Source organism: Actinomadura gamaensis (genome assembly GCF_042652125.1).
Lineage (GTDB): Bacteria > Actinomycetota > Actinomycetes > Streptosporangiales > Streptosporangiaceae > Spirillospora > Spirillospora gamaensis.
Genome location: NZ_JBHSIT010000008.1, coordinates 507,381 through 530,738 on the forward strand (window position 1 = coordinate 507,381; position 23,358 = coordinate 530,738).

Here is a 23,358-nt window from a genome sequence, read left to right on the forward strand (position 1 = left end):
GCCGGGCCGCGCGCATGGCGAGACGCCGGAGCGCCGGCCCGCGCGCATGACAGGAGGGCGCGGGAGCGCCGGCCCGCGCGTATGAGGAGAGGCCGCGGGTGAGTGCTGGCCCGAGGGTATGGCGAGAGGCCGCCGCTGGACGTCGTTGTCCGGCGGCGGCCTCGAGATCTGCGGTGTAGGGCGCGGTCAGCCCTTGAGGGCGATCTCCAGCTGGTCGATCGCCCAGTCGAGGTCCTCGCGGGAGATCACCAGCGGCGGGGCGAGGCGGATCGTGGTCTCGTGCGTCTCCTTGGCGAGGACGCCGAGCTCCATCAGCCGCTCGCTGACCGGACGCGCCGGGCCGCCGAGCTCGATGCCGGCCCACAGCCCGCGCCCGCGCACCTCGCGGACCAGGTCGGACGGCAGCCGGCCGAGCCGCTCGTGCATGTGCGCGCCCAGCTCGCGGGACCGCTCCTGGAACTCGCCGGTCTTCAGCATCGCGATCACCTCCCGGCCGATCGCGCAGGCCAGCGGGTTGCCGCCGAAGGTCGAGCCGTGCTGCCCCGGCTTGAACACGCCGAGGACGTCCCGGTCGGCGACGACCGCCGACACCGGCATGATGCCGCCGCCGAGGGCCTTGCCGAGGATGTACACGTCCGGGACGACGCCCTCGTGCTCGACCGCGAACGTCGTGCCCGTCCGGCCGAGGCCCGACTGGATCTCGTCCGCCAGCATCAGCGCGCCGTGCTCGGTGCACAGCTCGCGGACGGCCGTCAGGAACCCGCTCGGCGGCACGTTCACGCCGGCCTCGCCCTGGATGGGCTCGATCAGCACGCCGACCGTGTTGGCGTTCATGGCGCTCTTCAGCGCGTCCACGTCCCCGTACGGGACGGTCCGGAAGCCCGGCGTGTACGGGCCGTAGGAGTCCTTGGCGTCGGCGTCGGTGGAGAAACTGACGATCGTGGTCGTGCGGCCGTGGAAGTTGCCCTCGAAGGTGATGATCTCGGCGCGCCCGGCCGGCACGCCCTTCACCTCGTAGCCCCACTTGCGCGCGGTCTTCAGCGCCGTCTCGACCGCCTCGGCGCCGCTGTTCATCGGCAGGACCATGTCCTTGCCGCACAGCTCGGCGAGCTCGGTGACGAACGGCCCGAACTGGTCGTGGTCGAACGCCCGGCTGACCAGCGTGACCTGGTCGAGCTGGCGCTTGGCCGCCTCGGTCAGGCGGGCGTTGCGGTGGCCGAAGTTCACCGCGGAGTAGGCCGCCAGCATGTCGAGGTAGCGGCGGCCCTCCACATCCGTGACCCACGCGCCGTCGGCCTCGGCGATGACGATCGGGAGAGGGTGGTAGTTGTGCGCGCTGTGTTCCTCGGACAAGGCCCGCAGCTGCTCGGATCGGGTCACGAACACTCCTTCACCCGTGTCGGCCCGGCGCCGTCGCCGGGAACGTGGTCCACACCGGACGTCGGCCGGTGCCGGATGGGGGGAGGACCTCGCGCGAACGTGGTGCGCGGGCCCAGGCACCAGCGTATGTTCGGGATCTACCATCACACAGTGCCGATTGCGCTCTCGGGGGGAGATATTTGTTGCGTCTTGACGACTTGGACCGTCGAATCGTTGCGCAGCTCTTGGAGAACGGCCGCGCCTCGTACGCCCAGATCGGCGACCGCGTCGGGCTCTCCGCCCCCGCGGTGAAGCGCCGGGTGGACCGGCTCCGCGCGGAGCGCGTGATCACCGGTTTCGCCGCCGTCGTCGACCCGGCCGCCCTCGGCTGGACGACCGAGGCCTTCATCGAGGTGTTCTGCACCGGCGCGACGTCCCCGGAGGACATCTACGACAGCGTCCACAAGCATCCCGAGGTCGTCGCCGCCTACACCATCAGCGGTGACGCGAGCGCGCTGGTGCACGTCCGCGCGCAGGACATCCAGCACCTCGAACAGGCCCTCGAACGCCTCCGCCGGGAGCCGAACATCACCGCCACCAAGACCGCGATCGTCCTGTCCCGCCTGATCGGCCGTCCCACCGACACCGGAGCGACCACCCCGGCCTGACACCGGCCGCTGCGGCGAAGCCGCTGTGGCGGGGGCGCGAGGGAGGGGCGTATCTTCGATCACCCCTCCCTCGGCGAAGGACGGACGCCGCATGTCGCAGCCCACCCCCCGGTCGGTGCGCAGGACGCTGAGCAGGCTCACCGACAGGGAGACCGCGAAGCTCGTCCGGTACGGCTTCGGGCCCATGCTCGGGCTGACGCACCTGGCGTCCGAGCCGGAGGGCGCGGTCCTGGTGGAGAGCGTCCTCGCCCTGCACACGCAGACGGGTTCGCGCCCGCCGCGTCCGGAGGACGAGGCGAACGCCGCCGAGGTCAAACGCCGCCAGCGGCAGTTCGCCAAGCGGGTCGAAGAGGAGGGACTGCCCGGCAGACCGCCCCTGACGCCGGGCCGGGTGCTCCTCGCCTGGGCGCTGATCTGGGCGATCGCACTGGTGGCCGTCCCGCTGGCGATGTTCGGGGGGATCATGACGGCGGGCTGGGCGCTGGTGCTGTTCGGCGTCGCGACGTTCTTCCTGACCGTCCTGACGTGCGGCTTCGTCGCCGGACGCGGCCACTTCCAGGCGTGGCTCGCGCTGCTGCCGATCCTCCTCGTGCTGGTCGGGGCCGGTGGCGCGGCGACGCCGCTCTACCTGAAGAGCCGGGGCACCGAGGTCCAGGGCGAGTTCGGGCAGGCGTACAAGACGGGCAAGGGCCGCTACGTCAAGGAGCACTGCCTGATCGCGTGGGGACCGCCGGGGAACCGGCAGGCCACCGACGTGACGGGGTGCCCCGACCGGTTCTTCCGCATGCACTTCCCCGGCCGGGACGAGCACATCCCGGTGCGCTTCGTCCGCTCGCCGAACTGGGTCCCGAGCCGCGTCGGGACCAAGGCGGACCTGTCGCTGACCTGGCAGGCGGCCGTGGTCGGGACCGGCCTGGTCCTCCTCGCGGGCCTGACCGCGTGGGGCGTGGCCACCGCCGCCCGCCGCCGCCCGGCTACCGGTCAGTAAGCTGCCGGGCATGGACTTCGCCACCGCTGACCTCATCGACGACTTCGGGGACGAGCTGCGTTCCTGCGAGACCCAGTTCCGCGACTTCGGCGGGCGCGAGGCGTTCGCCGGACGGGTCGCGACCGTCCGCTGCTTCCGCGACAACGGCCTGGTCAAGAAGGTGCTGGCGAGCCCCGGCGAGGGCCGCGTGCTGGTCGTGGACGGCGCCGGCTCGCTCGGCTCCGCGCTGATGGGCGACATGATCGCCGCGTCCGCGGTGGCCGCCGGCTGGTCCGGCGTGGTGATCAACGGGGCCGTCCGGGACGTGGTCGCGCTGCGCGGCCTCGACCTCGGGATCAAGGCGCTCGGCTCGAACCCGCGCAAGTCCGCCAAGGACGGCGCGGGCGCGCTCGACGTCCCGGTCGAGTTCGGCGGCGTCCGGTTCGCGCCCGGCGACTGGCTCTACAGCGACGCCGACGGCATCGTCCTCGCCACCCGCGACCTCCTCGCCTGAGAGGAGCGCGGCGTAAACGGGCGGGGCTTGCCAGGGTTGTGGGGCGGGGTTCGTCCGAAAAGGACATTGATCTTGGAACGCGCCGGTCCGTACGGTCTCAGGCGACCCCCGAGACTTGAGGAACCATGCGCGCGAACAAGATTCTCCTGGTGCCCGCGGCGCTGGCGCTCGCGGCCCTCGGGCTGACCGCCCTCCCGGCCGCCGCCCAGCCCTCGCCGACAGCGCCGAAACCGACCCCGAACCCGTGGCAGATGCGGCACTGGCCGCAGACGCAGCCGTGGCAGCGCGGGCCGCAGGTGCGCGCGCTGAAGGCCGGCGCGCCGAAGCCGATCGACCCGCAGAACTACGAGCTGCCCGACACGATGACCTGGGACGACTACAAGCCCGTCCCGGGGGTGAACTGGGCCGACCCGAACCGCAAGGGGTCGGTGAAGACGTTCAAGGGCGCGGTGGTGCTGGTCGACTACCCGGACGAGGACTTCGTCATCACCAGGCCGAAGAACTCGACCGTCTACGGCAACCCGACGTCGGTCGGCGACGTGCCGAGGGAGAAGGTCGCGCAGTTCTACCGCGACTTCCTCAACAAGCCGCAGGCCCTCAACCACGGCCACACCCTCCACGAGTACTGGATGGAGGACTCCGGCGGCCGGTACGGGGTGGACCTGACCGGCTTCGGCGCCTACCGCCTGCCGCACAAGAGCTACGAGTACGGCGTGGACGACTTCCAGGGCGGCACCGGCTGCCCGGCGGGCGACACCTGCCGGCGCGACCTGCGCGCGGACGCCACGGCCGCCTGGGTCAAGGACATCGGCGAGGAGAACGCCAAGAAGTACGACATGGTGTTCTTCCTGTCTGCGGGCCAGGACGAGTCGTCCACGTGGCAGGAGTTCGGCCAGATGAAGTTCCAGACCAAGGAGGACGTGCCCCGGGAGTGGGGCTCGCCCGACCCGAACCTGCCGAACTGGGTGAAGACCCGGTACGTCCCCTGGACGTCGTGGAAGGCGGGCGCGAACCTGTGGCCGAACGCGATCCCCGGTAACTCCATCCAGGCCGAGTCGTCCGGGATGGCGGTGTTCGCGCACGAGTTCAGCCACATCCTCGGGATCGGCGACAACTACAACAACCCGTACTCGATCCCCGCGCGCCGCGACTACTCCGGGCCGTGGGAGATGCTGAGCCGCGGCAGCTTCAACGGGCCCGGCGGCCCGCACAGCCGGTGGCTGATCCCGGCGACGGCGGGCGCGTCCATGGGCGCGGAGCACATGCTCCGCAACAAGATGAAGCTGAACATGGTGGACCCGAAGAACGTCCTCCAGGTCGACCGGGACACGCTCGCGTCCGGCGGGCTCGTCGTCGCGAACGTGACCGCGCGCGAGGTGCAGCCGGGCTCGCGCGGCCTCACCGGCGTCAACGTCAAGCTCGGCGCGGCCGGGGACAAGAGCCCCAAGTGCGACACGTCCACCGATCCGATGTGCGACGGCGGCGGCTACGACAACTACACCGTCGAGGTCGTCGACCGGATGGGCTTCGACTCGTTCACGACCGACTCGGGCGTCCTGCTCGCCAAGACCAAGGACCAGGACCGCGCGCCGTTCATCTGGGTCAAGGACGCGCACCCGGAGGACATCAACAAGGTCGACTTCGTCCTGCCCGACGGGACGCCGCAGAAGATGACCATCGGCGACTACCGGCAGCTCTCGGACGCCCTGTACCACGCGGGCAACGGCTCGGGCAGCCAGTACGAGTACGTCGACCAGGCCAACCGGCTGCACTTCTACGTGCTGAACCTCAAGCGCGACCGGAAGGGCGTCCTGTCCTACACGGTCGCGGTCCGCTCGCTGGACGGCGCGGGCCCGCAGAGCCGCGGCGTCCGCCTCACGCCGGGCGGCGCGCGCGCCGGGTCGGACGGCTGGCGGCGCTGCACGGTCGTCCTGCGCAACACCGGCAAGGGCGGCAGCGGCTACACCGCGTCCGACGTGTACCGCCTGACCTCGGCCACGTCCGCCCGCGGCTGGACGACCTGGCTGCCCAACTCCCTCGCCACCGCGCAGAACGGCCGCGCGACGAAGGTCGAGGTCTGGGCCAAGCCGGGCGCGGGCGCGGACCGGCACGCGCGGATCTCGCTGACCGCCGCGTCCGAGTCCGACCCGTCCAAGACCAGCACCTCCACCTGCCACGCCTGACACCCACCTGCCCGGCCTGGCACCTCCGCCTGCCACGCCTGACCGTGCGGCCTGAGCGGCGGCCACGAGCCCGCCGCTCGGGCGGTCCGCTCGGGCGGTCCGTTCGGGCGGTCCGTTCGGGCGGTCCGTTCGGGCGGTCCGTTCGGGCGGTCCGTTCGGGCGGTCCGTTCGGGCGGTCCGTTCGGGCGGTCCGTTCGGGCCGTCCGTTCGGGCCGTCCGCTCGGGCCGTCGTCCTTATGCGGCCGCTCAGGCCGCTCGCTCTGTCGCCGCCGGTTCCGGGTTCCGCCGGACCGGCGGCGACGCCGCTTTCCGGGCGCGTTCGAGCCGGGACGCCCACACGACGGTCGCGAGCGCTCCCGTGGCCATCACGGCACCGACCCACGGGACGGACGCGTACCCGAACCCGGCGCTGACGACCAGCCCGCCCAGCCAGGGCGCGAGCGCGTTCCCGACGTTGAACGCCGAGGTCACCGACGCTCCCGCGAGCGTCCGCGCGGGGCCCGCCGTCGCGTGCACCCGCACGTTGACGGCCGGGTTCGTGGCCATTCCCGCGACGCCCATCAGGAAGACCAGCACGATCACCGCCACGGGATGCCGCGCGGTCAGCGCGATCCCGGCCGAGGCCGCCACGACGCCGCCGAGCCCCGCGTACAGCGTCCCGAACGGGTGGGCGTCCGCGACCCGTCCGCCGATCGCGATCCCGGCCAGCGACCCGACGCCGAACAGCGCCAGCACCGCCGGCACCCAGCGGTCGCCGAGCCCGCCGGGGCCGGTGAGCAGCGGACCGAGGTATCCGAAGGTCGCCATCATCGAGCTGAACGACAGCGCGGTCGTCCCGTACGCGACCCAGAGGGCGGGGCGCCTCATCGAGCGCAACTCGTCCCTGACCTGCTCGCGCATCGCCGGCTGCGGGGTTCCGGCACGTGCGTCCGGTGCGGGGCGAGACCGGCGGGGGAGGGTGAGGGCCACGCCCGCGATCGCCGGGACGGTCAGCCCCGCGACCGCCCAGAACGCCGCGCGCCACCCGAGGTACTGCCCGATGAACGTCCCCGCCGGAACCCCGAGGACGGTCGCGACCGTGATGCCGCCGATGACGACGGCCAGCGCGCGCGCCCGGACCTCGACCGGCACCAGGTCCACGGCCGTCACCGCCGCGACGCCGAAGAAGCCGGCGCAGGCGATGGCGCCGACCAGCCGCGACGCGAACAGGACGCCGTACCCCGGCGTCAGCGCGCCGACGACGTGCGCCGCCGCGAAGATGACCAGGAACAGCAGCAACGCCTTACGCCGGGGCCACCGCAAGGTGGCCATCGCGAGCACCGGCGCGCCGACCACCATCCCGACCGCGTAGGCCGAGATGAGCAGTCCGGCGGTCGGGACGGACACGTGCAGGTCCCTCGCCATCGCCTCCAGCAGCCCGGCCAGCAGGAACTCCGACGTGCCCTGCGCGAAGATCGCGAATCCCAGCACCCACACGGCCACCGGCATCGCGCACCACCTCATTCTGTATTTCAGATTCCAAAATCGAGCCGTGCGTGGCCCCCTGCGTTCTCACGGGGTGGGGCGGCTTACAGTGCGGCTACGGCGATCGCCGCCACGCTCTCCATCTCGGCGCGCGCCGCTCCGTACCGGGCCGCGACCCGTATGCCGCTGACCTGCGACAGGACGAAGTGGGCGAGCGCCTCCGGAGACCGCTCCGCCGAGATCTCACCGTCGCGGACGGCCCGCGCGCACGCCGCTCGGACGGCCTCGAACCGCCGCCGGTAGTCGCGCTCCAGCAGCATCGCGACCTCGGCGTCCCGGGGCGCGAGCTCGATGCTCGTGTTGACCACCAGGCAGCCGAGCCCGTCCTCGCACTCCTCCCGGACGATCCGGTCGAGCAGCTCGCGGACCTTCTCCCGGAGGGGCGCCTCGTCCTCCATCAGCTCGACGATCCGTCCGGTCGCCGTCTCGACGTACTGCCGCAGCGCGCGCATGAACAGGTCGTGCTTGCTGGTGAAGGCGTTGTAGATGCTGCTGCGGCGCAGGCCCGTCGCGGCGCAGAGCGCGTCGGTGGAGGTGCCCTCGTAACCCGTCCTGCGGAACGCGTCCGCGGCGGCCTCGACCGCGCGGGCCTCGTCGAACGTCCTCGGTCGTGCCATGCGGTGACGCTAGCACGTTTTGGAACCGAAATTCCATAACGTCATACTGGTGCCATGGTGACGGTTGAGGACGTCCGACGCGTGGCCCTGCCCCTCCCGAGGACCTCGGAGCACCTGATCCGGGACCGCGTGAAGTTCCGGGTCGGCGCGATCGTCTACGTGGCCTTCTCCCGCGACGAGACCATGATGGGCTTCGCGTTCCCCAAGGAGGAGCGCGAGGGCCTCATCGCGTCCGACCCGGCCAAGTTCCTGATGCCCAGCGTGTCCGACCAGCGCTTCAACTGGGTGGAGTCGCTGACCGCCGCGCTGGAACCGGACGAGATGCGCGAACTCGTCATCGACGCCTGGCGCATGGTCGTCCCCAAGCGCGTCGCCGCCGCCCACCTGGGCCTGTGAACGGCCCGTCCGTCGCGCTAACTGAGCGCTTCGCCGGGGACGTGGCGAGGAGCGTCCCGGAGGGCGTCGCGCGAGACGTCGCGCGAGACGTCGCGCGGGGTGTCGTGGAGGGCTTCGCGGAGGGCGGCGAGCCAGTGGGCGGTGGTCTCGCGGGCGAGGGACGAATCCGGAGCGAACGCCTCGAACAGGTGCCACGCGCCCGGGACGTCCTTCACCGTCACGGGAATCCCGGCCTCCGCGAGCCGCCGCGCGTAGTCGAGCCCCTCATCGCGTAGCGGGTCGGCTCCGCAGGTCAGGACGTATGCGGCGGGCAGGCCGGAGAGGTCGTCGGCGCGGGCGGGTGCGGCGTAGGGCGACACCGGGCCGCGGTCCCGGTCCGTCCCGAGGTAGGCGTCCCACATCCGGGCGACCAGCGTGCCGTTGGTGACCCGCCGATCGGTGATCGCGCGCATGGAGGCGGTGTCGCACCGGTCGTCCAGGCAGGGGATCAGCAGCGTCTGGAACGCGATGCGCGGCCCGCCGCGATCGCGGGCGGCGAGGCAGAGGGCGGCGCACAGGCATCCGCCCGCCGAGGCGCCCGCGACCGCGATGCGGTCCGGATCGACGCCCAGGTCGTCCGCGTGCTCGGCCAGCCAGCAGAGCACCGCGTAGCAGTCTTCGAATCCGGCCGGGAACGGATGCTCCGGGGCGAGCCGGTAGTGGACGTTGACGACGACCGCGCCCGCCGTCGCGCACACGTCCCGCGCCATGGGGCTGGGGCCGTCCAGCTCGCCGAAGCTGAACGAACCACCGTGCACGTACAGGACGCCGGGAAGCGTTCCCTGAGCCCCCACCGGACGGACGACCTGGATGTCGATGCCGGCGGCGACGCGATGCTCGACCGTCACGCGGGCGTCCGGCCCCATGCGGGGAGCCATGAGTGCCTTGAAGCCGTCGCGCGCGGCCTGGATGTCGCGGGTCGCGTCGATGCGCTCGGGGAGTTCGGCGAGCACGTCGGCGAGTTCGGGATGGACGTCCATGCGATCCTCTCATTGATACGGTCTCGATGGGAGCACGCTATGCTCTCATTGAGACGGTGTCAATGGGAGGGAAGTGCGATGGGCGAGAGCAGTCCGCAGGAACACGTCGTCCTCGGCCTGATCGAGCGGCACGGTCCGATGACGCCGTACGAGCTCAAGGCGAGGGTCGAGGAGAGCGTCGACTACTTCTGGCCCATCCCGCACGCGCAGCTCTACCGGATCCCCGCCCGCCTGGCCGAGCGCGGCCTCCTGCGCGAGGAGCAGGAGGAGTCCGGACGCCGGCGCCGCGTCTTCCACCTGACCGACCGGGGCCGCGCAGCCCTGCACGAGTGGCTCGCCGACCCGGACGCCGGTCCGGCCGAGACGCGCGACCCGTCCCAGGTCAAGCTGTTCTTCGCCGATCTCGGAGCCCCGGAGAACCTGACCGCCCTGGCCGAGGCGCAGCTGGCCGAACACCGGAAATGGCTGGCCCGGTACGAGGCTCTGCGCGAGTCCCTATCCCCGGACGACGTGGCCAGGAAGCGCCTCCTCGACCTGGGCATCACGCATGAACGCTCGTACGTCGCCTACTGGAGTTCGTTGCTCGATTCCCAGCAGGAGGCTTAGTTCGCGGCGAGGAGCCGGCGCATCACCTCGCGCAGGTCGGTGGACGACGCGTCCGAGCTGCGGAAGGCGACGAAACCGTCCGGGCGGACGAGCACCATGCCGTTCTCGGGAAGCCAGCCGGCCTCGATGAGGTGGCAGGGGAGATCGGCGTTTTTCGCGGCTTTCGCCCAGAGCTCGGCGTTCGTGAAGACCGTGAAGCGGGACCGGACGAGGTCGAGCGTCGAGACGCCGTCCTCGACCCACTGGTGCGGGACGCGCGAACCGGGCGAGCCGTCGAGCACGACGTCCTCGGTGGACGGCAGCTCGGCCCGCGCGCCGATGATCGCGGACGAGTCGTACCGGTAGCCGAGCACGACGATCGGGGCATTGACGGCCCCGGCGGCCTCGCGGGCGGCGACCGCCTCGGGACCCGTGCCCCAGTGCAGCCGGGGATCGGTCAGGCGGATTAGCGACTGCTCCAGCGCGAGCGCGGCCACGGGACGGCGCTCCGCCTCGTAGCTGTCGAGCAGGCCCGGCCCGGCGGCGCCGTCCAGCACGGCGGCCAGCTTCCAGGCGAGATTGTGCGCGTCGGCGACGCCGGTGTTCATGCCGAACGCGCCCAGCGGCGGGACGGTGTGGGCCGCGTCCCCGACCAGGAACACCCGGCCGTCGCGGAACCGGTCCGCGAGCTGCCCGCGCACGCGCCAGGGCTGCGCGCCGACCACCCGCACGTCGAGACCGGGATCGCCGACGGCGGCACGGACCAGCTCGCGGCAGCGCTCGTCGGACATGCCGTCCTCGCGCGGGACGTGCAGCACCCACGTGCGGCGGCCGTCGATCGTGACGAGCAGCCCGGCGTCCGTCCCGCAGGCCACGAAGGAGTTGCCGCGCGTGTACGGCGTGAGATCGGCCTCGAACAGGATGTTCATCAGCGGCTCGCCGAGCGCGCCCGGACCGGACGTCCCGATGCCGAGCGCCTCGCGGATGCCGCTGCGCGCCCCGTCCGCGGCGATCAGGTAGTCGGCCCGCTGCTCGACGGAGCCGTCCGGACCGGCGTCGTCCGAGGTCAGGACGGTGGTGACGCCGGACGCGTCCTGCGTGAAGGAGGTCAGGGTCGTCGAGTAGGCGACCTTGACGCCGCGATCCAGCGCGGCCCGCAAGAGGACTTCGTCCAGGCGGTTCTGCGGGCAGGTGCCGCGCAACGCGGCGGGGGAGAACGCGCCGAACCGCTCCGCCATCCGGAGGGCCCGCGGCGGCGCGGCATCGGCGAGCGTCTCCCGCTCGGCCGCCTTCCGCTCGGCCGCCTTCCGCTCGGCCGCCTTCCGCTCGGCTACCTCCGACTCGGCTACCTCCGACTCGGCCGTCTGCAGGTCGGGCGCATGGAGGTCGGCCGCCGCGAGCGTCGGCGCGTCGACCTTGCCGAGGCCCCTCGTCATCGGGATGGCGGCGGCGTTCACGGCGTCCTCGATGCCGACCTCGCGGAAGAACTCCATCGTCCGCGCGCCGACGCCGGTGGCGCGCGGGTGCACGTCGGGACCCTCGCGGCGCTCGACGACCAGGACTTCGGCCCCGTGGTGGGCGAGGAAGAGCGCGGCGGACAGCCCGACCGTCCCGGCTCCGGCGACCACGATCATGGCGACTCCTTATGGCTACGGTGTATCCATTGCGGATACACCGTAGCCATAACGGTACGATGGCCGCAATGGACGGACTGGTGTGGACGAAGGAGCGGCGCGTCCCGCGCCGTCGGGCGCCGGGCGTGGACCGGTTCGTGGCCCGGGCGGTCGCGGTCGCCGACGCCGAGGGCGCGGACGCGGTGACGATGCGCCGCATCGCCAAGGACCTCGGCTCCGGCACGGCCTCGCTGTACCGCTACGTGGCGAGCCGCGACGAGCTCCTCGACCTGATGATCGACGCCGTCCAGGGCGAGGACCCGCCGCCGTCCGCGGCGTCGGGGGACTGGCGCGAGGACCTCACCGCGTGCGCGCGGCGGCTGCGCGGCGTGCTGCTGCGGCACCCCTGGCTCGGGACGGAGCTGACCGGGCGTCCGGCGCTCGGCCCGAACTCGCTGCGGCAGTACGACGCCGTCCTCGCGGCCGCCGCCGGGCTGACGTCCGACCCGACGCTCGCCGCCGTGGCCGTGGACACGGTGAGCGCCTACGTCCTGGGCGCGGTGGGTAGCGAGATCGCCGAACTCCAGGCGTCGCGGCGGACCGGCATGAGCGAGAACGAATGGCGCGCCAGCATGGGCCCGTACATCCGCGAGGTCGTGGAGGGCGGCGAGTATCCGCACTTCGCGCGGCGTGTCGTCGAGGCGGACGACCTGACGCCCGAGGAGTCGTTCGAGCTCGGCCTCGCCTGCGTCCTGGACGGCCTGGCCGCCCGCATCCCGAGGCCCGGCCTCGGCGGCCTCCGGAAAACGTGAAAATTTCTAGCGTTTGGGGATAAGGTGCGCGCGTGAGCAGCTTTTCCCCGGAGTTCCTGTGGGGCGTGTCCACCTCGGCGCTCCAGATCGAGGGCGCGTTCGACGCCGACGGGCGCGGCCCCTCGGTGTGGGACGGCCACACCGCCAAGGACGGCTCGGACGCCCGCGTCGCCACCGGCCACTTCGAGCGCTACCGCGAGGACGTCGCGCTGCTCGCCGAGCTCGGCGTCGACGCCTACCGCTTCTCCATCTCGTGGCCGCGCGTCCTGCCGGCGGGCGCGGGCGCGGTCAACCAGCGCGGCCTCGACTTCTACGACCGCCTCGTGGACGAGCTGGCCGGACGCGGGATCACCCCCGTCCCGACACTCTTCCACTGGGACACCCCGGCCTCGCTCTCCTGGCAGGACCGCGACACCGCCGACCGCTTCGCCGAGTACGCCGCCGTCGTCGCCGAACGCCTCAAGGACCGCGTCCCGCGCTGGATCACGATCAACGAGCCCGCCGAGGTCACCCTGCTCGGCCACGCCATCGGCGAGCACGCCCCCGGCCTCCGGCTCGTCTTCGACGCGCTGCCGGTCGCGCACCACTTGCTGCTCGGACACGGCAAGGCCGTCCAGGCGCTGCGCGCGGCGGGCGCCGGGCAGATCGGCGTCGCGATGTCCCACACCCCCGTCTGGACGGCGAGCGACACCGACGAGGACCGCTTCGCCGCCGACCTCTACGACACCATCATGAACCGGCTCTTCGCCGACCCGGTGCTCACCGGCCGCTACCCCGACACCCTCGCCGAGGCCATGCCCGGCCCCGTCGAGGACGACCTCACCGTCATCTCGTCCCCGCTCGACTGGTACGGGATCAACTACTACAACCCGTCCCTCGTCGGCGCGCCGAAGCCGGGCGAGTCGAGCTACGCGGGCATCGACCTGCCCGCCGACCTGCCCTTCGAACTGCACGACCTCCAGGGCTACCCGCACACCGACTTCGACTGGCCCGTCGTCCCGGACGGCCTGCGCGAACTCCTCGTCGCCCTCCGCGACCGCTACACCGACCGGCTCCCGCCCGTCCTCATCACCGAGAACGGCTGCTCCTACGCCGACCCGCACGACGACACCCGCCGCATCGAATACCTCGACGGCCACATCCGCGCCGTCCAGGCAGCGATCGACGAGGGCGTGGACGTCCGCGGCTACTTCGTCTGGTCCCTCCTCGACAACTGGGAATGGGCCGAAGGCTTCCGCCAGCGCTTCGGCCTGGTCCACGTCGACTACGAAACCCTGAAGCGCACTCCGAAAGCCTCCTTCACCTGGTACCAGAACCACATCCGCACCACCAAGCCCTAACCGCAAAAGCACCCCCCGCGACGCAGCGACGCGCCGCCCGGGTGCAGCGAGGCGCCGCCTGCGTGCAGCGAGGCGCCGCTCGGGTATGGCGAGGTGTCGCCGGACGCAACGACGTGCCGGCTGCGGGCGGCGAGGCGGTGTTCGGGCGTGGCGATGGGCCGTCCGGGACGAAGTGCGGCTCCCTCGCGGCGGCACTTCGCCTGCTGACTTTCTGATCGCCGTGGGTTGGCTGCTCAGGCCCGGGACGATCGTTTGCTGCGCGCCTGAGGCCACGAGCAGGGCGAGGGCACGAGGTCGGCGGATCCGTCGGGACGAGCGTGGGCGGGCATCGGCGAGCGAGAGGACGTGGTGCTGGGCGCAGCCTTCCGGAAACCGGGGCGTTGACGGGGCGGGAGGGGCGCGTCTAGCGTGTTCGGGGACGCCTAATGGACAGCACGTCCAATAGACGTCGTGGGAGGCGGAGATGGCCGTGCCAGCGCAAGGGCCCGAGCACGAGGCGGTCGTGGTCGGGGCGGGGTTCGCCGGGATCGGGCTCGCGATCGCCTTGAAACGGGCCGGTATCGAAAACTTCATCTTGCTGGAGAAGGCAGCCGACATCGGCGGGACGTGGCGCGACAACACCTATCCGGGACTCGCCGTGGACATCCCCGCGTTCACGTACTCGTTCGGGTTCGCCCCGCGGGCGGACTGGTCGCGGCTCTACCCGTCAGGCCGCGAGATCAAGCAGTACGCGGACGGCGTCGTCAAGCAATTCAGACTGCGCCCGCACCTGCGTCTGAACAGCACGGTCACGGGCGCGAAGTTCGACGAGACGAGCGACATGTGGCACGTCTCGCTCGCGGACGGCGCCGAGCTGACCTGCCGTTTCCTGCTCTCATGCCAGGGGGCGCTGAGCACTCCGAGCGTCCCCGCCCTGGACGGCCTGGACGACTTCCGCGGCCACGTCATGCACACCGCCCGCTGGGACCACGACCACGACCTGCGCGGCGCGCGCGTCGCGGTGGTGGGCACCGGCGCGACGGCCCTCCAGCTCGTCCCGGAGATCGCGGAAGTTTCCGCGCACCTGACGGTCTTCCAGCGGACGCCGATCTGGGTCTTCCCGAAGTTCAACCCGCCCATCCCCCGGCCGCTGCAAGCGCTGATCAGGGCGTTCCCGGCCCTGCACCGCGCGTTGCGCCTGGTCACGACGGCCTTCGTGGAGGCGCTGGTCACCGGGGTCGTCCACCACCGCCGCTTCAAGCCCATGGTGGACGTCGTGGAGCGGCTCTCCCTCCTCCACCTCCGCGCCCAGGTCCCTGATCGGAAACTTCGAGCGAAGCTGCGCCCGCGCTACGGCTTCGGCTGCAAGCGACCGTCCTTCTCGAACGATTACTGGCGGACGTTCACCCGCGCACACGTCGACCTCGTCACGTCGGGCATCGACCGGATCACCCCTGACGGCGTCCTGGACCGCGACGGTGTCGAGCATCCCGCCGACACTCTCATCCTCGCCACCGGCTTCAAGCTCTTCGACATCTCGTTCCCGATCATCGGCCGCGACGGTGGCGAACTGTCCGACTTCTGGAGCCGTCACCGCAGGCAGGCCTACGAGGGTGTCGCCGTCCCGGGCTTCCCGAACCTCTTCCTCGTGCCCGGACCATACGGAAACGTCGGGCTTTCCTGGTTCCAGATGATCGACGTGGTCGTCCCGCACGTCGTCCGCGTCCTCAACGAAGCGCGCCGCCGCCGCGCGAGCTGCGTCGAAGTCCGGCAGGACGCGCACGACCGCTACATGGCATGGGTGACGAGCCGCATGCCGGACACCGTCTTCTTCAACGGCAACTGCGCCAGCGCGAACAGCTATTACTTCGACGAGCACGGCGACGCCCCCTGGCTGCGTCCAACCAATACCGCGCCCGCGAAACGCCGTAGCCGCAACTTCCCCCTGGACGATTACGCATACTCCGAAGCCTCAACTACAACGCGCTAACGTCGCTGCATGGCGAACCCATCCTTCAGCCGCCTCGCAGCAGTTACAACCTCTAACAACGAGCGCAAGGTCTTGGAGGCGTTCCTCGACCACTACCGCGACGTCATCGCGAGCACCCTGGACGACCTCGACGAGCAGCAGGCCCGAACCCGGCTGGTCCCGTCCCTCACCACCCCGATCGGCCTGGTCAGCCACTGCACGGCCGACGAACGAAGCTGGTTCCAGTACGTCCTCGCCGGACGCCCCTGGTCCGAGATCGAAAGCCCGCGCAGCAGCCAGGACGCCAGCTGGCACGTCCCGGACGACACCCACATCCCCGACGTGATCGCCGCCTATAACGCCACCTGCGCCGAATCCCGCGAGATCGCCGCCCGCTTCGCCCTGGACGACGAGATCGCCTACGACGACCACCGCGTCACCCTCCGCTGGATCTACGTCCACATGATCGAGGAACTGGCCCGCCACGCCGGCCACGCCGACATCCTCCGCGAACAACTCAAAACCCAGGAAACACCCCGCCCGCGCCCCACCTGAAGTCACCCAAAACGCGCCCCCTCCTCAGTCGCCCCGCCCACCACCTGCCCACCGCCCACCCCGCCTTTCGTGGCCGCGGGCAGCCTCTGGTTTCCGCGGCGTCGATTCCAACCGGCAGATTGCGAACTTGTATTGGGGAACAACTTCACCGGATCTGTCTCCAGCTCACGCTCCGGGTCCGGCCGGTTAACGGAAAGCAGCGGGCAGATCATATTGCTCGGGAGGATGTCGGGCAGGGGCTGTAGAAGACTTCCGCGGTAGCGCCACTCGACGTGCTGTTCCTTCGGGCGATCGTCCAGCGCCTAGGGAACGGAACCTGCGCGCATGGCAGCTCCTCAGAACGGCCTTACCCAGCCACCGAGCAATGGTCGAATGTGCCTTCGAGGGCGAGCGAGGACCGCCTGCCGGATCAGTGATACAGCGCAATCCGGGGAGTGATCAAGACCCGTTTTTATGGATGACCACATCAGGCCAAGTGCTGACTCAGTGTCACTTCACGGCCACGACCTCGCGAGCCGCCGACCTCGGCGGCTCGCGGTTTCCGCTGTATTCCGGGTAATCGCTGGGGCGCGGCGCTGAATTATCCGAGCTTGCCGAGCTGCTTCGTCAGCAGAGCCGTCGCGCGCTGGCCGATGGGATCGGGCGAGCCCTTGGGCTCGGTGCGTTCCCAGTAGAGCGTGCTGATGACGAGATTGCCGCGCTGGACGTAGTCGTAGAAATAGTGGAACAGGTTGTACTTGGACACGTCGCGCGAGAACAACTCCTGCTCCGTGCCGCGTACGTGGGTCCACTGCCCCACGGTGTCCTGGGCGGCCTTCCAGGTGTCGTCGTGAGGAAGAATGAAAGTGTTCTCGGTGAGCGGCCGTTTCGGAGTGTGGTGCTTGGCCGGGCACGCCGTCACCTTCGACTTGACGAAGTCGAAGGCGGAGGTCGCCGAGGCGGCGTCGTCGTAGAGTGCGAAGGCCTGGGCGTACTTGACTTCGCCCTTGCCTTTCGCGCTGTTGGTGTACTGGCGGATCGCCAGTTTCGGAGAGCCGGGCAGTTTGAGAGCGCCCAAGGAGCAGGACGGGAATTGCTCGCGCTTCAGCGCGTCCACCGCGACCTGGATCCGGGAGACGTCGCCGCCGATCTCCTTCGGCGTCAGCATGGCGGCACCGACCTTCGCCTGCGTGTAGACGGGCGGTGGGGGCGTGGTCGTCGCCGTCGAGGTGGTCGCCGACGTGCGGGGAGCGCTCGCCTTGTGATGGCCGCCTCCGCACCCGCTCACGGTCAGGACGATCACGGCCGCGAGCGCGAGCGCGCCGCCCGGGGCGCTGGACGGCCTCATCGGCGGTTGCCGGTCTGGATCTCGCCCACGACCAGCGGCGACGGAGCGGACGTCATCTGCATCGGAGGAAGGTCGCCCGCGGCCTGCTGGCAACCGGCCCCGACGCACGTCCAGTGGATCGTCCAGACGATCGTGGCGGTGATCTGGAAGGCGCCTCCCGGCGCGCCGGTCGAGGAGCGCTGGTAGGTGTGGCTGCAGGTGGTGCCGTCCTTCGAGCCGCCGTCGTCGCACGTCATGTGCGGCTGCGCCGGGTCGCCCAGCTGCCACTCCACGCGCGCCGGCGTCGCCACGGCCTGGACGGTCTGGTTCGCGGCGGTCTGCGGGTCCGTGGAGACCGGCTCGAATCCGGTCACCCAGAAGGCCGTCCGCACCTTGACGTACGTCTTCCCGGACGGAGCGGTGTACACCTTGGGTGTGTGGAGCAGGGCGCTGTTGGCGGCCCGTTGGGCCAGCTCGTTGGTGCTGATTGGCGCTGGACCCACCGCGTTCGGGCCGTTGCCGTTGGCTCCCGGGAGGCCGCCCGCGTTGGCGCCCGGAGCGGTCGGGATCTCGCCGGTGGTCCCTCCACCACCTCCTCCTCCACCGCCACCGGTGCCTCCTCCACCGCCACCGGTCGAACCGCCGCCCGGCGACCCCCAGTCACAGCCGAAACCGCCGCCGCTGCCACTGCACGGACCGGCGGTGGCCGTCGCCGGGGCGAGGAAGGCCCCGGCCACCACGACCGCGGCGCCGAGAGAGACGGCACGGACGGCCGGTAGCGGCGCGAATCGTATGGGGAACATGGGATCTCCTTCCCTGCCTACCGCCGGGCGGGGGCGGCGCGGTGCGGCATGCGGGTCCGGATTCTGGCTGGTAGGGGCTCCGCTGCTGAGCGGAGAGCGGGGAGCGCCGGCTCCGACGTGAACGGAGAGCGGGACGTGCAGGCGGCGGCCCGTTGCGAACCGAAGGCCGAGGTCAGCATTGGTTGTCCCGGACGCTGTCGTAGACCTTCCACGCGCCGTCCACGTACTTGACGCCCGTCCTCTGGACGAAGGCCGTTCCCTCGCCGCCTCCGGTGCGCTCACCGGTGGCGGCGGAGAAGCGGTAGGCGGCGAGGGTGCGCATGCAGTCGATGACGAAGACTTTGGCGCCGTCTTTGGAGCGGGCGTAGACGCGGGGGTTGGAGATGTTGACGAAGCGCCAGATCTCGCCCTTGGCCTTGGTGGCTTCGACGTCGTTGGTGACCTTGGTCAGGAGGGGGTCGGCGGCGACCTGGGGGAGGGGGGTGGGGTCGTTGTTCTGGTAGACCTGCTGGTAGGTCTGCTGGAAGCGGCGGTAGGCCTGGAGGACGGCCTTGTCGACCTGCTGCGGGGTCAGGGTGCTGGGCAGGCCCGGGCCGGACGGGGACGGCAGGCCGGGGGACGAGTTGCTGCCCGCGTTGTCGAACCTGCCGTTCGGGTCGAAGCCGCCGTCCTTGTGGGAGCCGCCGCAGGCCGCGGCGAGGGTCAGGGGCAGGACGGCGGCGAGGGCCGCGCGGCCGACGCGTCGGCGGACGGCGTGACCGGTTCCCGCGGGGGGCGAAGGTACCGATCGGCTGTGCATTCCCTGGCCGCCTTGCTGACAACGGGGCGGAGTACGCGCGAAAGCTTACAGAGGTGCATGTTGCGAGTGAAGAGTTCCGTTGCCGAAAGGTTTTCACGCGCAGGTCAGGCGTGAGGGAGCCGGTCACCTCGGCGGCGCGGGGCGGAAGCGGTCGGTGGCCTGGACGAGCAGGTCGTGCGTGCCCGGTTCGGAGCCGCCGTGGCCGGCGTCCTCGACGATGTGGAAGCCGGCCTCGGGCCAGGCGCGGTGCAGGGCGAAGGCGGCGTCCGGCGGGGTCTTCATGTCGTAGCGGCCGTTCACGATGACGGCCGGGATGTGGCGGATCGCGTCGACGCCGTCGATGAGTTCGCCGGTGCGGAGGAAGCACTGGCGGCTGAAGTAGTGGTGCAGGATGCGGCTGAAGGCGATCAGCGTCGGGTCGTCCAGTTCGGGCGGCGGGACGGGCAGGAGGGTGTTCGCGGCGATCTCCCAGGCGCCCCAGGCGCGGGCGGCGGGGACGTGGACGGCCGGGTCGGGGTCGTTGAGGCGTCGGCCGTAGGCGGCGGTGAGGTCGTCGCGTTCGGCGAGCGGGACGAAGTCGCGGAGGCGTGCGTAGTCCTCGGGGAAGAGCCGCGCCGCGCCGTGCGGACCGGTCGTCCAGGCGACGTCGGCGGCGAGGTCGGGGAGCCATACGCCGCGTAGCACGATTTCGCTGACCGAATCCGGGTGGCGCTGGGCGTAGGCGAGGGCGAGGGTGCTGCCCCACGATCCGCCGAACAGCAGCCACCGGTCGACGCCGAGGTGCGCGCGGAGCCGCTCGATGTCGGCGACCAGGTGCGCGGTCGTGTTGGCGGTGAGGTCGGTGCGGACGTCCCCGGCGTGCGGCACGCTGCGCCCGCAGCCGCGCTGGTCGAACAGGACGATCCGGTAAGCGCCGGGGTCGAACCAGCAGCGGGCGTTCGGCAGCAGCCCGCCGCCCGGTCCGCCGTGCAGGAAGAGGGCGGGCTTGCCGTCCGGATTGCCGCACTCCTCCCAGTAGATCTGCTGACCGTCGCCGACCGGGAGCATGCCGTGCGAGTGCGGCTCGATGGGGGGATACATGCGCGCGTCCTCTCGATTGCGGGCCGTCTGAAGCTCGAAGGGATAACGCTCGGTGACGCGTCCGGAGTGCCGTCCCTCGACGGGCCGCCCGGTGCGGCTAGCGCGTCTCGGGTGCGGAAGGACGGCGGCGGAGGGCGCCGGGGACGGCGGTGCAGGTCAGGAGGAGCAGGGCGACGGCCAGGGTGACGGGCCAGAGCGGGGAGCTGTGGACGTCGCGGGTCTGGCGGGGGTCGACGCGGTGTTGCGGGTCCCAGGTGATCGAGACGGTGGAGCCCTTACCGGCGAGGGGCTTGGCGGAGTTCAGCATGGACGGGCCGCCGGGCGGGCAGCTGAGGCGCTGGAGGTGGCGGGTCACGGTTCTGCTGCCGGTCTCGACCGAGCCGTCCTGGACGTCGGCGGATCGGGAGGTCAGGTCGTCCACGCGGCAGGTCGCGGTGACGCCGCGGGTGGGCAGGACGCGGTCGGCGGCAGCGTCGTGGAAGACGAAGCCGGCCAGGGGGAGGGCGATGAGCAGGGCGATCGGGGTGAAAGGCTGGCCGCCGAGCAGGCCGGTCCCGACGACGGCCAGGGCGATCGACAGGACGGCGACGACGGGTCCCGCGCCGGGGATGTGCGGGCCGAAATAGTCGAGCCGGCCTACGAGCACGAAGCCGCCGACGGAGAGGAGCCCGACTGCGACGACGCCGGTCGCGCGGAGGAGAGCGAGAGGTTCGTGCACGTGGTTCTCCGATCTGCGGCAGGCGGCGCGGGCGGCGAAGGGCGGCGCGGCGCGGGGCAGGACGAGGCAGGACGGGGCAGGACGGGGGCGCTCGGGCGGGACGGTCGCCGGGCCGGGCGGTTGGACGCACATTCGGACGGGCCGGTTCGGTGGTTCGGGTGTGGAAAAAGACACGCCCCCGGGACTCAAACAAACGCTATCGTCTGCATGGCTCGCCGTCCCCCTTGCGAGGAGAGATGCACATGCGAAGGTTCGCCGCAGTCGTCGTGACGTCCGGGGCCATCGTGGCCGGGGTCGCCGGGACGGCCCTGCCGGCCGGCGCGACCACCCGCGCCGACGGGTTCGGGGTCGAGGCCACCACCGTCACGCAGGGCACGGTCACCGGGGCCGCCGCCCAGAAGCTCGCCCGGAGCTCGGGCCAGATGACGATGGCGGGAGCGCCGGTGCGCGCCGCGTCCTGCCGCTGGGTCGAGCGGACCCAGGGCCGCAAGTCGTCCAGGCACGGACGCTGGCTGATCTACGTGAAGACCCGTCTGACCTGGTGCTACGACGGCCTGCACGTGAACTCGGCGCGGGTCAACCGGTCCGCGTACACCTACAACAAGCGGGTCTGGCGGATGCGCGGCTGGACGCAGCACTCGCTGACGCACGACCGTACCTGGGCGTCCGTGCTGGCCAAGTCCCAATACAAGTTCTACTACACGGGCAACGGCCGCAATTACCGTCCGTACGCCGACATCATGGGCGCCTTCAATGGCAGCTACCGCGTCTGGGCGGGTAGCTGAGCAGCGCTCTGAAAAGCCGAGCGCCCCGTCCACCGGAATGGACGGGGCGCACGCGTTCTCAAGAGCGTGGCGCGTACATGATGACGGCGACACCGGCCAGGCAGATCAGCGCGCCGGCGAGGTCGTAGCGGTCGGGACGGTATCCGTCCACGAGCATTCCCCAGGCGAGCGAGCCCGCCACGAAAACGCCGCCGTACGCGGCGAGGATGCGGCCGAAGTGGGCGTCCGGCTGGAGGGTGGCGACGAATCCGTAAAGGCCGAGCGCGACGACTCCCGCGCCGATCCAGGCCGCGCCGCGATGCTCCCGGACGCCCTGCCAGATCAGCCACGCGCCACCGATCTCGGCCACCGCGGCCAGCACGAACAGGACCAGCGAGCGCAGGACGGTCACGAACCGGCCTTGCCCAGGAAACCGGTCAGCGCACGCTCGTAGGCGGCCGAGTCGACGTTCCACGCCTCCGTGTGATCGGCCCCGGCCGCCGAAACGTGCGTCACCATTCCCGCCGGGGCCTTGCGGGCGAACTCGTCCGACGGGCCGTTGTCCACGACCTCATCATCATCGGCGGTGAAAAGCAGCACCGGGGTCTTCAGATGCGGCGCGAAAGGACGCATGTCCATGGCGCCCAGGTCGATGTCGTACCGCCATTTCAGAAGGCGCATCGCCACGTCGGTCTCGACGCCCGGCAAATGCCGCGCGGCGCCCTGCTTGTGCAGCGTGGCCTTCCAGTCCAGGACGGGCGAATCCAGCACGACGCCGTGGATGAACGACTGGTCCGGAGCGTGCCTCAGCGCGGACATCACCATCGATCCGCCCATCGACCATCCGTAAAGAATGACGCCCGTCGCGCCCTGCGACCGGGCGTAGGAGATCGCGGACGCGACGTCGTTCCACTCGGTCGAACCGAGCATGTTCCGGCCGTTCGGCGCGGGCGGCGCGTGCTGGTCGTTCCGGTACGCGATCGACAGCATCGGCATCCCGGTGTCGTGCGCGGTCCGCATCGCGCGGAACGTCTCGGCACGGTCGGCGTTGCGGCCGTGCACGGCGATCACCCACGTGGAGCTCTTCGTCCGGCCCGGCAGCAGCCACGCGGGCATCGCGCCCACCTGGGTGGGATACGTGACGTTCTGGAAGTCCAGGCCGAGCGCCTTCTTCGGGTCGCCGGCGTAGACCCAGTGGTCGAGCCCGACGGTCAGGCCCGGCTCCAGCTTTCCGGACTGCACCGACGTCACTTTCCGGACGATCGTCTTCGGGTCCATCCCCGCGATCGACTCGCCCTTGCCGACCACGTCGCCGATGATCGCGCGCCCGCCGTCCGGCCACTCCAGCGCGAAGACGCCGCGCCGCTCGGTCGCGGGCGTCCGGGGGAGCGTGACCGTCCCGTCCGCGACCGCGCGGACCCGCAGGTCGTAGACGGGCTCGTGCGTGACCTGCGTGGCGAAGCCCGAGAAGTACCAGCCGATCGCGATCGACGCCGCGAACGCCAGCAGCAGGACGGCGACCACTCCGGAGAGCACGAGCCGTCCCGGACCGGGACGGCGGCGCCGGGACTTCGGGGACTTGGCGGCGGACGAGGCGAGTGGCAGTGGCACGACACCTGACGTTAACGGAGGTCGGCGAATGCCGCGTCCCAACCGCGCCCCGCGCGACCGCGCCCCGCGCTGCCGCGCTGCCGCGTCCCGCGCTGCCGCGTCCCGCGCTGCCGCGTCCCGCGCTGCCGCGTCCCGCGCTGCCGCGTCCCGCGCTGCCGCGTCCCGCGCTGCCGCGCT

The 23,358-nt window shown here is 71.3% G+C and carries 24 protein-coding genes; 12 read left to right on the top strand and 12 right to left on the bottom strand.

What is annotated here, in order from left to right:
- Positions 1-186 precede the first annotated feature (186 nt).
- Positions 187-1,380, bottom strand: a complete 1,194-nt coding sequence (gene rocD, locus ACFPCY_RS28055) for an ornithine--oxo-acid transaminase (protein ID WP_378259837.1) — start codon at positions 1,378-1,380, stop codon at positions 187-189.
- 182 nt (positions 1,381-1,562) lie between these two features.
- Here rocD and ACFPCY_RS28060 point away from each other — a divergent pair, with 182 nt between their 5' ends.
- From ACFPCY_RS28060 to ACFPCY_RS28075, 4 genes are all read left to right on the top strand, one after another.
- Complete coding sequence (locus ACFPCY_RS28060; RefSeq protein ID WP_378259838.1) at positions 1,563-2,027, top strand: Lrp/AsnC family transcriptional regulator; 465 nt, start codon at positions 1,563-1,565, stop codon at positions 2,025-2,027.
- A gap of 91 nt (positions 2,028-2,118) precedes the next feature.
- The gene (locus ACFPCY_RS28065; protein ID WP_378259839.1) at positions 2,119-3,015 is read left to right on the top strand and encodes a hypothetical protein; all 897 of its coding nucleotides are present in this window, start codon (positions 2,119-2,121) and stop codon (positions 3,013-3,015) included.
- Positions 3,016-3,025: 10 nt separating this feature from the next.
- Positions 3,026-3,508, top strand: a complete 483-nt coding sequence (gene rraA / locus ACFPCY_RS28070; protein WP_378259840.1) for a ribonuclease E activity regulator RraA — start codon at positions 3,026-3,028, stop codon at positions 3,506-3,508.
- Between the two features lie 125 nt (positions 3,509-3,633).
- Entirely contained in the window at positions 3,634-5,691 is a 2,058-nt protein-coding gene (locus ACFPCY_RS28075) for a M6 family metalloprotease domain-containing protein (protein ID WP_378259841.1), read from the top strand.
- 246 nt (positions 5,692-5,937) lie between these two features.
- On the opposite strand, the gene ACFPCY_RS28080 is transcribed toward ACFPCY_RS28075, so the two are convergent.
- Both ACFPCY_RS28080 and ACFPCY_RS28085 read right to left on the bottom strand, forming a co-directional pair.
- Positions 5,938-7,179 (bottom strand): Cmx/CmrA family chloramphenicol efflux MFS transporter, encoded by a 1,242-nt coding sequence (locus tag ACFPCY_RS28080; protein ID WP_378259842.1) that lies wholly within the window; start codon positions 7,177-7,179, stop codon positions 5,938-5,940.
- Between the two features lie 80 nt (positions 7,180-7,259).
- Positions 7,260-7,832, bottom strand: a complete 573-nt coding sequence (locus ACFPCY_RS28085; RefSeq protein ID WP_378259843.1) for a TetR/AcrR family transcriptional regulator — start codon at positions 7,830-7,832, stop codon at positions 7,260-7,262.
- Positions 7,833-7,886: 54 nt separating this feature from the next.
- On the opposite strand from ACFPCY_RS28085, the gene ACFPCY_RS28090 reads away from it, so the two are divergent.
- Positions 7,887-8,228, top strand: coding sequence for an MmcQ/YjbR family DNA-binding protein (locus tag ACFPCY_RS28090; protein ID WP_378259844.1), 342 nt, complete (start codon positions 7,887-7,889; stop codon positions 8,226-8,228).
- 17 nt (positions 8,229-8,245) lie between these two features.
- On the opposite strand, the gene ACFPCY_RS28095 is transcribed toward ACFPCY_RS28090, so the two are convergent.
- On the bottom strand, positions 8,246-9,247 hold the full coding sequence (locus tag ACFPCY_RS28095; RefSeq protein WP_378259845.1) for an alpha/beta hydrolase: 1,002 nt from the start codon (positions 9,245-9,247) through the stop codon (positions 8,246-8,248).
- Between the two features lie 78 nt (positions 9,248-9,325).
- Here ACFPCY_RS28095 and ACFPCY_RS28100 point away from each other — a divergent pair, with 78 nt between their 5' ends.
- Positions 9,326-9,853 (top strand): PadR family transcriptional regulator, encoded by a 528-nt coding sequence (locus ACFPCY_RS28100; RefSeq protein ID WP_378259846.1) that lies wholly within the window; start codon positions 9,326-9,328, stop codon positions 9,851-9,853.
- Here the strand turns inward: ACFPCY_RS28100 and ACFPCY_RS28105 are convergent.
- Entirely contained in the window at positions 9,850-11,466 is a 1,617-nt protein-coding gene (locus ACFPCY_RS28105; protein WP_378259848.1) for an FAD-dependent oxidoreductase, read from the bottom strand. The genes ACFPCY_RS28100 and ACFPCY_RS28105 overlap by 4 nt on opposite strands.
- Before the next feature lie 68 nt (positions 11,467-11,534).
- Between ACFPCY_RS28105 and ACFPCY_RS28110 the strand changes: the two genes are divergently transcribed.
- From ACFPCY_RS28110 to ACFPCY_RS28125, 4 genes are all read left to right on the top strand, one after another.
- Positions 11,535-12,257: a TetR/AcrR family transcriptional regulator gene (locus tag ACFPCY_RS28110; protein WP_378259850.1), complete on the top strand. Its 723-nt coding sequence runs from the start codon at positions 11,535-11,537 to the stop codon at positions 12,255-12,257.
- Positions 12,258-12,289: 32 nt separating this feature from the next.
- Positions 12,290-13,597, top strand: coding sequence for a GH1 family beta-glucosidase (locus tag ACFPCY_RS28115; RefSeq protein ID WP_378259852.1), 1,308 nt, complete (start codon positions 12,290-12,292; stop codon positions 13,595-13,597).
- 469 nt (positions 13,598-14,066) lie between these two features.
- Positions 14,067-15,566 (top strand): flavin-containing monooxygenase, encoded by a 1,500-nt coding sequence (locus tag ACFPCY_RS28120; RefSeq protein ID WP_378259854.1) that lies wholly within the window; start codon positions 14,067-14,069, stop codon positions 15,564-15,566.
- Positions 15,567-15,575: 9 nt separating this feature from the next.
- Positions 15,576-16,100, top strand: coding sequence for a DinB family protein (locus ACFPCY_RS28125; RefSeq protein ID WP_378259856.1), 525 nt, complete (start codon positions 15,576-15,578; stop codon positions 16,098-16,100).
- A gap of 580 nt (positions 16,101-16,680) precedes the next feature.
- Here the strand turns inward: ACFPCY_RS28125 and ACFPCY_RS28130 are convergent.
- The 5 genes from ACFPCY_RS28130 to ACFPCY_RS28150 form a co-directional block, all read right to left on the bottom strand.
- Positions 16,681-17,427, bottom strand: coding sequence for a hypothetical protein (locus tag ACFPCY_RS28130; protein WP_378259858.1), 747 nt, complete (start codon positions 17,425-17,427; stop codon positions 16,681-16,683).
- Positions 17,424-18,209 carry a hypothetical protein gene (locus tag ACFPCY_RS28135; RefSeq protein ID WP_378259860.1) on the bottom strand — a complete coding sequence of 262 codons (786 nt, stop codon included), beginning with the start codon at positions 18,207-18,209 and terminating at the stop codon, positions 17,424-17,426. Before ACFPCY_RS28135 ends, ACFPCY_RS28130 begins: the two co-directional genes overlap by 4 nt.
- 172 nt (positions 18,210-18,381) lie before the next feature.
- Entirely contained in the window at positions 18,382-19,008 is a 627-nt protein-coding gene (locus tag ACFPCY_RS28140) for a hypothetical protein (RefSeq protein ID WP_378259862.1), read from the bottom strand.
- A gap of 123 nt (positions 19,009-19,131) precedes the next feature.
- Complete coding sequence (gene pip / locus ACFPCY_RS28145; protein ID WP_378259864.1) at positions 19,132-20,088, bottom strand: prolyl aminopeptidase; 957 nt, start codon at positions 20,086-20,088, stop codon at positions 19,132-19,134.
- Between the two features lie 97 nt (positions 20,089-20,185).
- Positions 20,186-20,806, bottom strand: coding sequence for a hypothetical protein (locus ACFPCY_RS28150; RefSeq protein ID WP_378259866.1), 621 nt, complete (start codon positions 20,804-20,806; stop codon positions 20,186-20,188).
- A 242-nt stretch (positions 20,807-21,048) separates the two neighbouring features.
- Here ACFPCY_RS28150 and ACFPCY_RS28155 point away from each other — a divergent pair, with 242 nt between their 5' ends.
- Positions 21,049-21,591 (top strand): hypothetical protein, encoded by a 543-nt coding sequence (locus ACFPCY_RS28155; RefSeq protein WP_378259868.1) that lies wholly within the window; start codon positions 21,049-21,051, stop codon positions 21,589-21,591.
- 58 nt (positions 21,592-21,649) lie between these two features.
- On the opposite strand, the gene ACFPCY_RS28160 is transcribed toward ACFPCY_RS28155, so the two are convergent.
- Together ACFPCY_RS28160 and ACFPCY_RS28165 are read right to left on the bottom strand one after the other, a co-directional pair.
- Positions 21,650-21,982 carry a YnfA family protein gene (locus ACFPCY_RS28160; protein ID WP_378259870.1) on the bottom strand — a complete coding sequence of 111 codons (333 nt, stop codon included), beginning with the start codon at positions 21,980-21,982 and terminating at the stop codon, positions 21,650-21,652.
- On the bottom strand, positions 21,979-23,181 hold the full coding sequence (locus tag ACFPCY_RS28165) for a prolyl oligopeptidase family serine peptidase (RefSeq protein ID WP_378259872.1): 1,203 nt from the start codon (positions 23,179-23,181) through the stop codon (positions 21,979-21,981). The genes ACFPCY_RS28160 and ACFPCY_RS28165 overlap by 4 nt, the downstream gene beginning before the upstream one ends.
- Between ACFPCY_RS28165 and ACFPCY_RS28170 the strand changes: the two genes are divergently transcribed.
- On the top strand, positions 23,175-23,358 hold a 184-nt coding region (locus ACFPCY_RS28170; RefSeq protein WP_378259874.1), incomplete at its 3' end, for a hypothetical protein. The genes ACFPCY_RS28165 and ACFPCY_RS28170 overlap by 7 nt on opposite strands.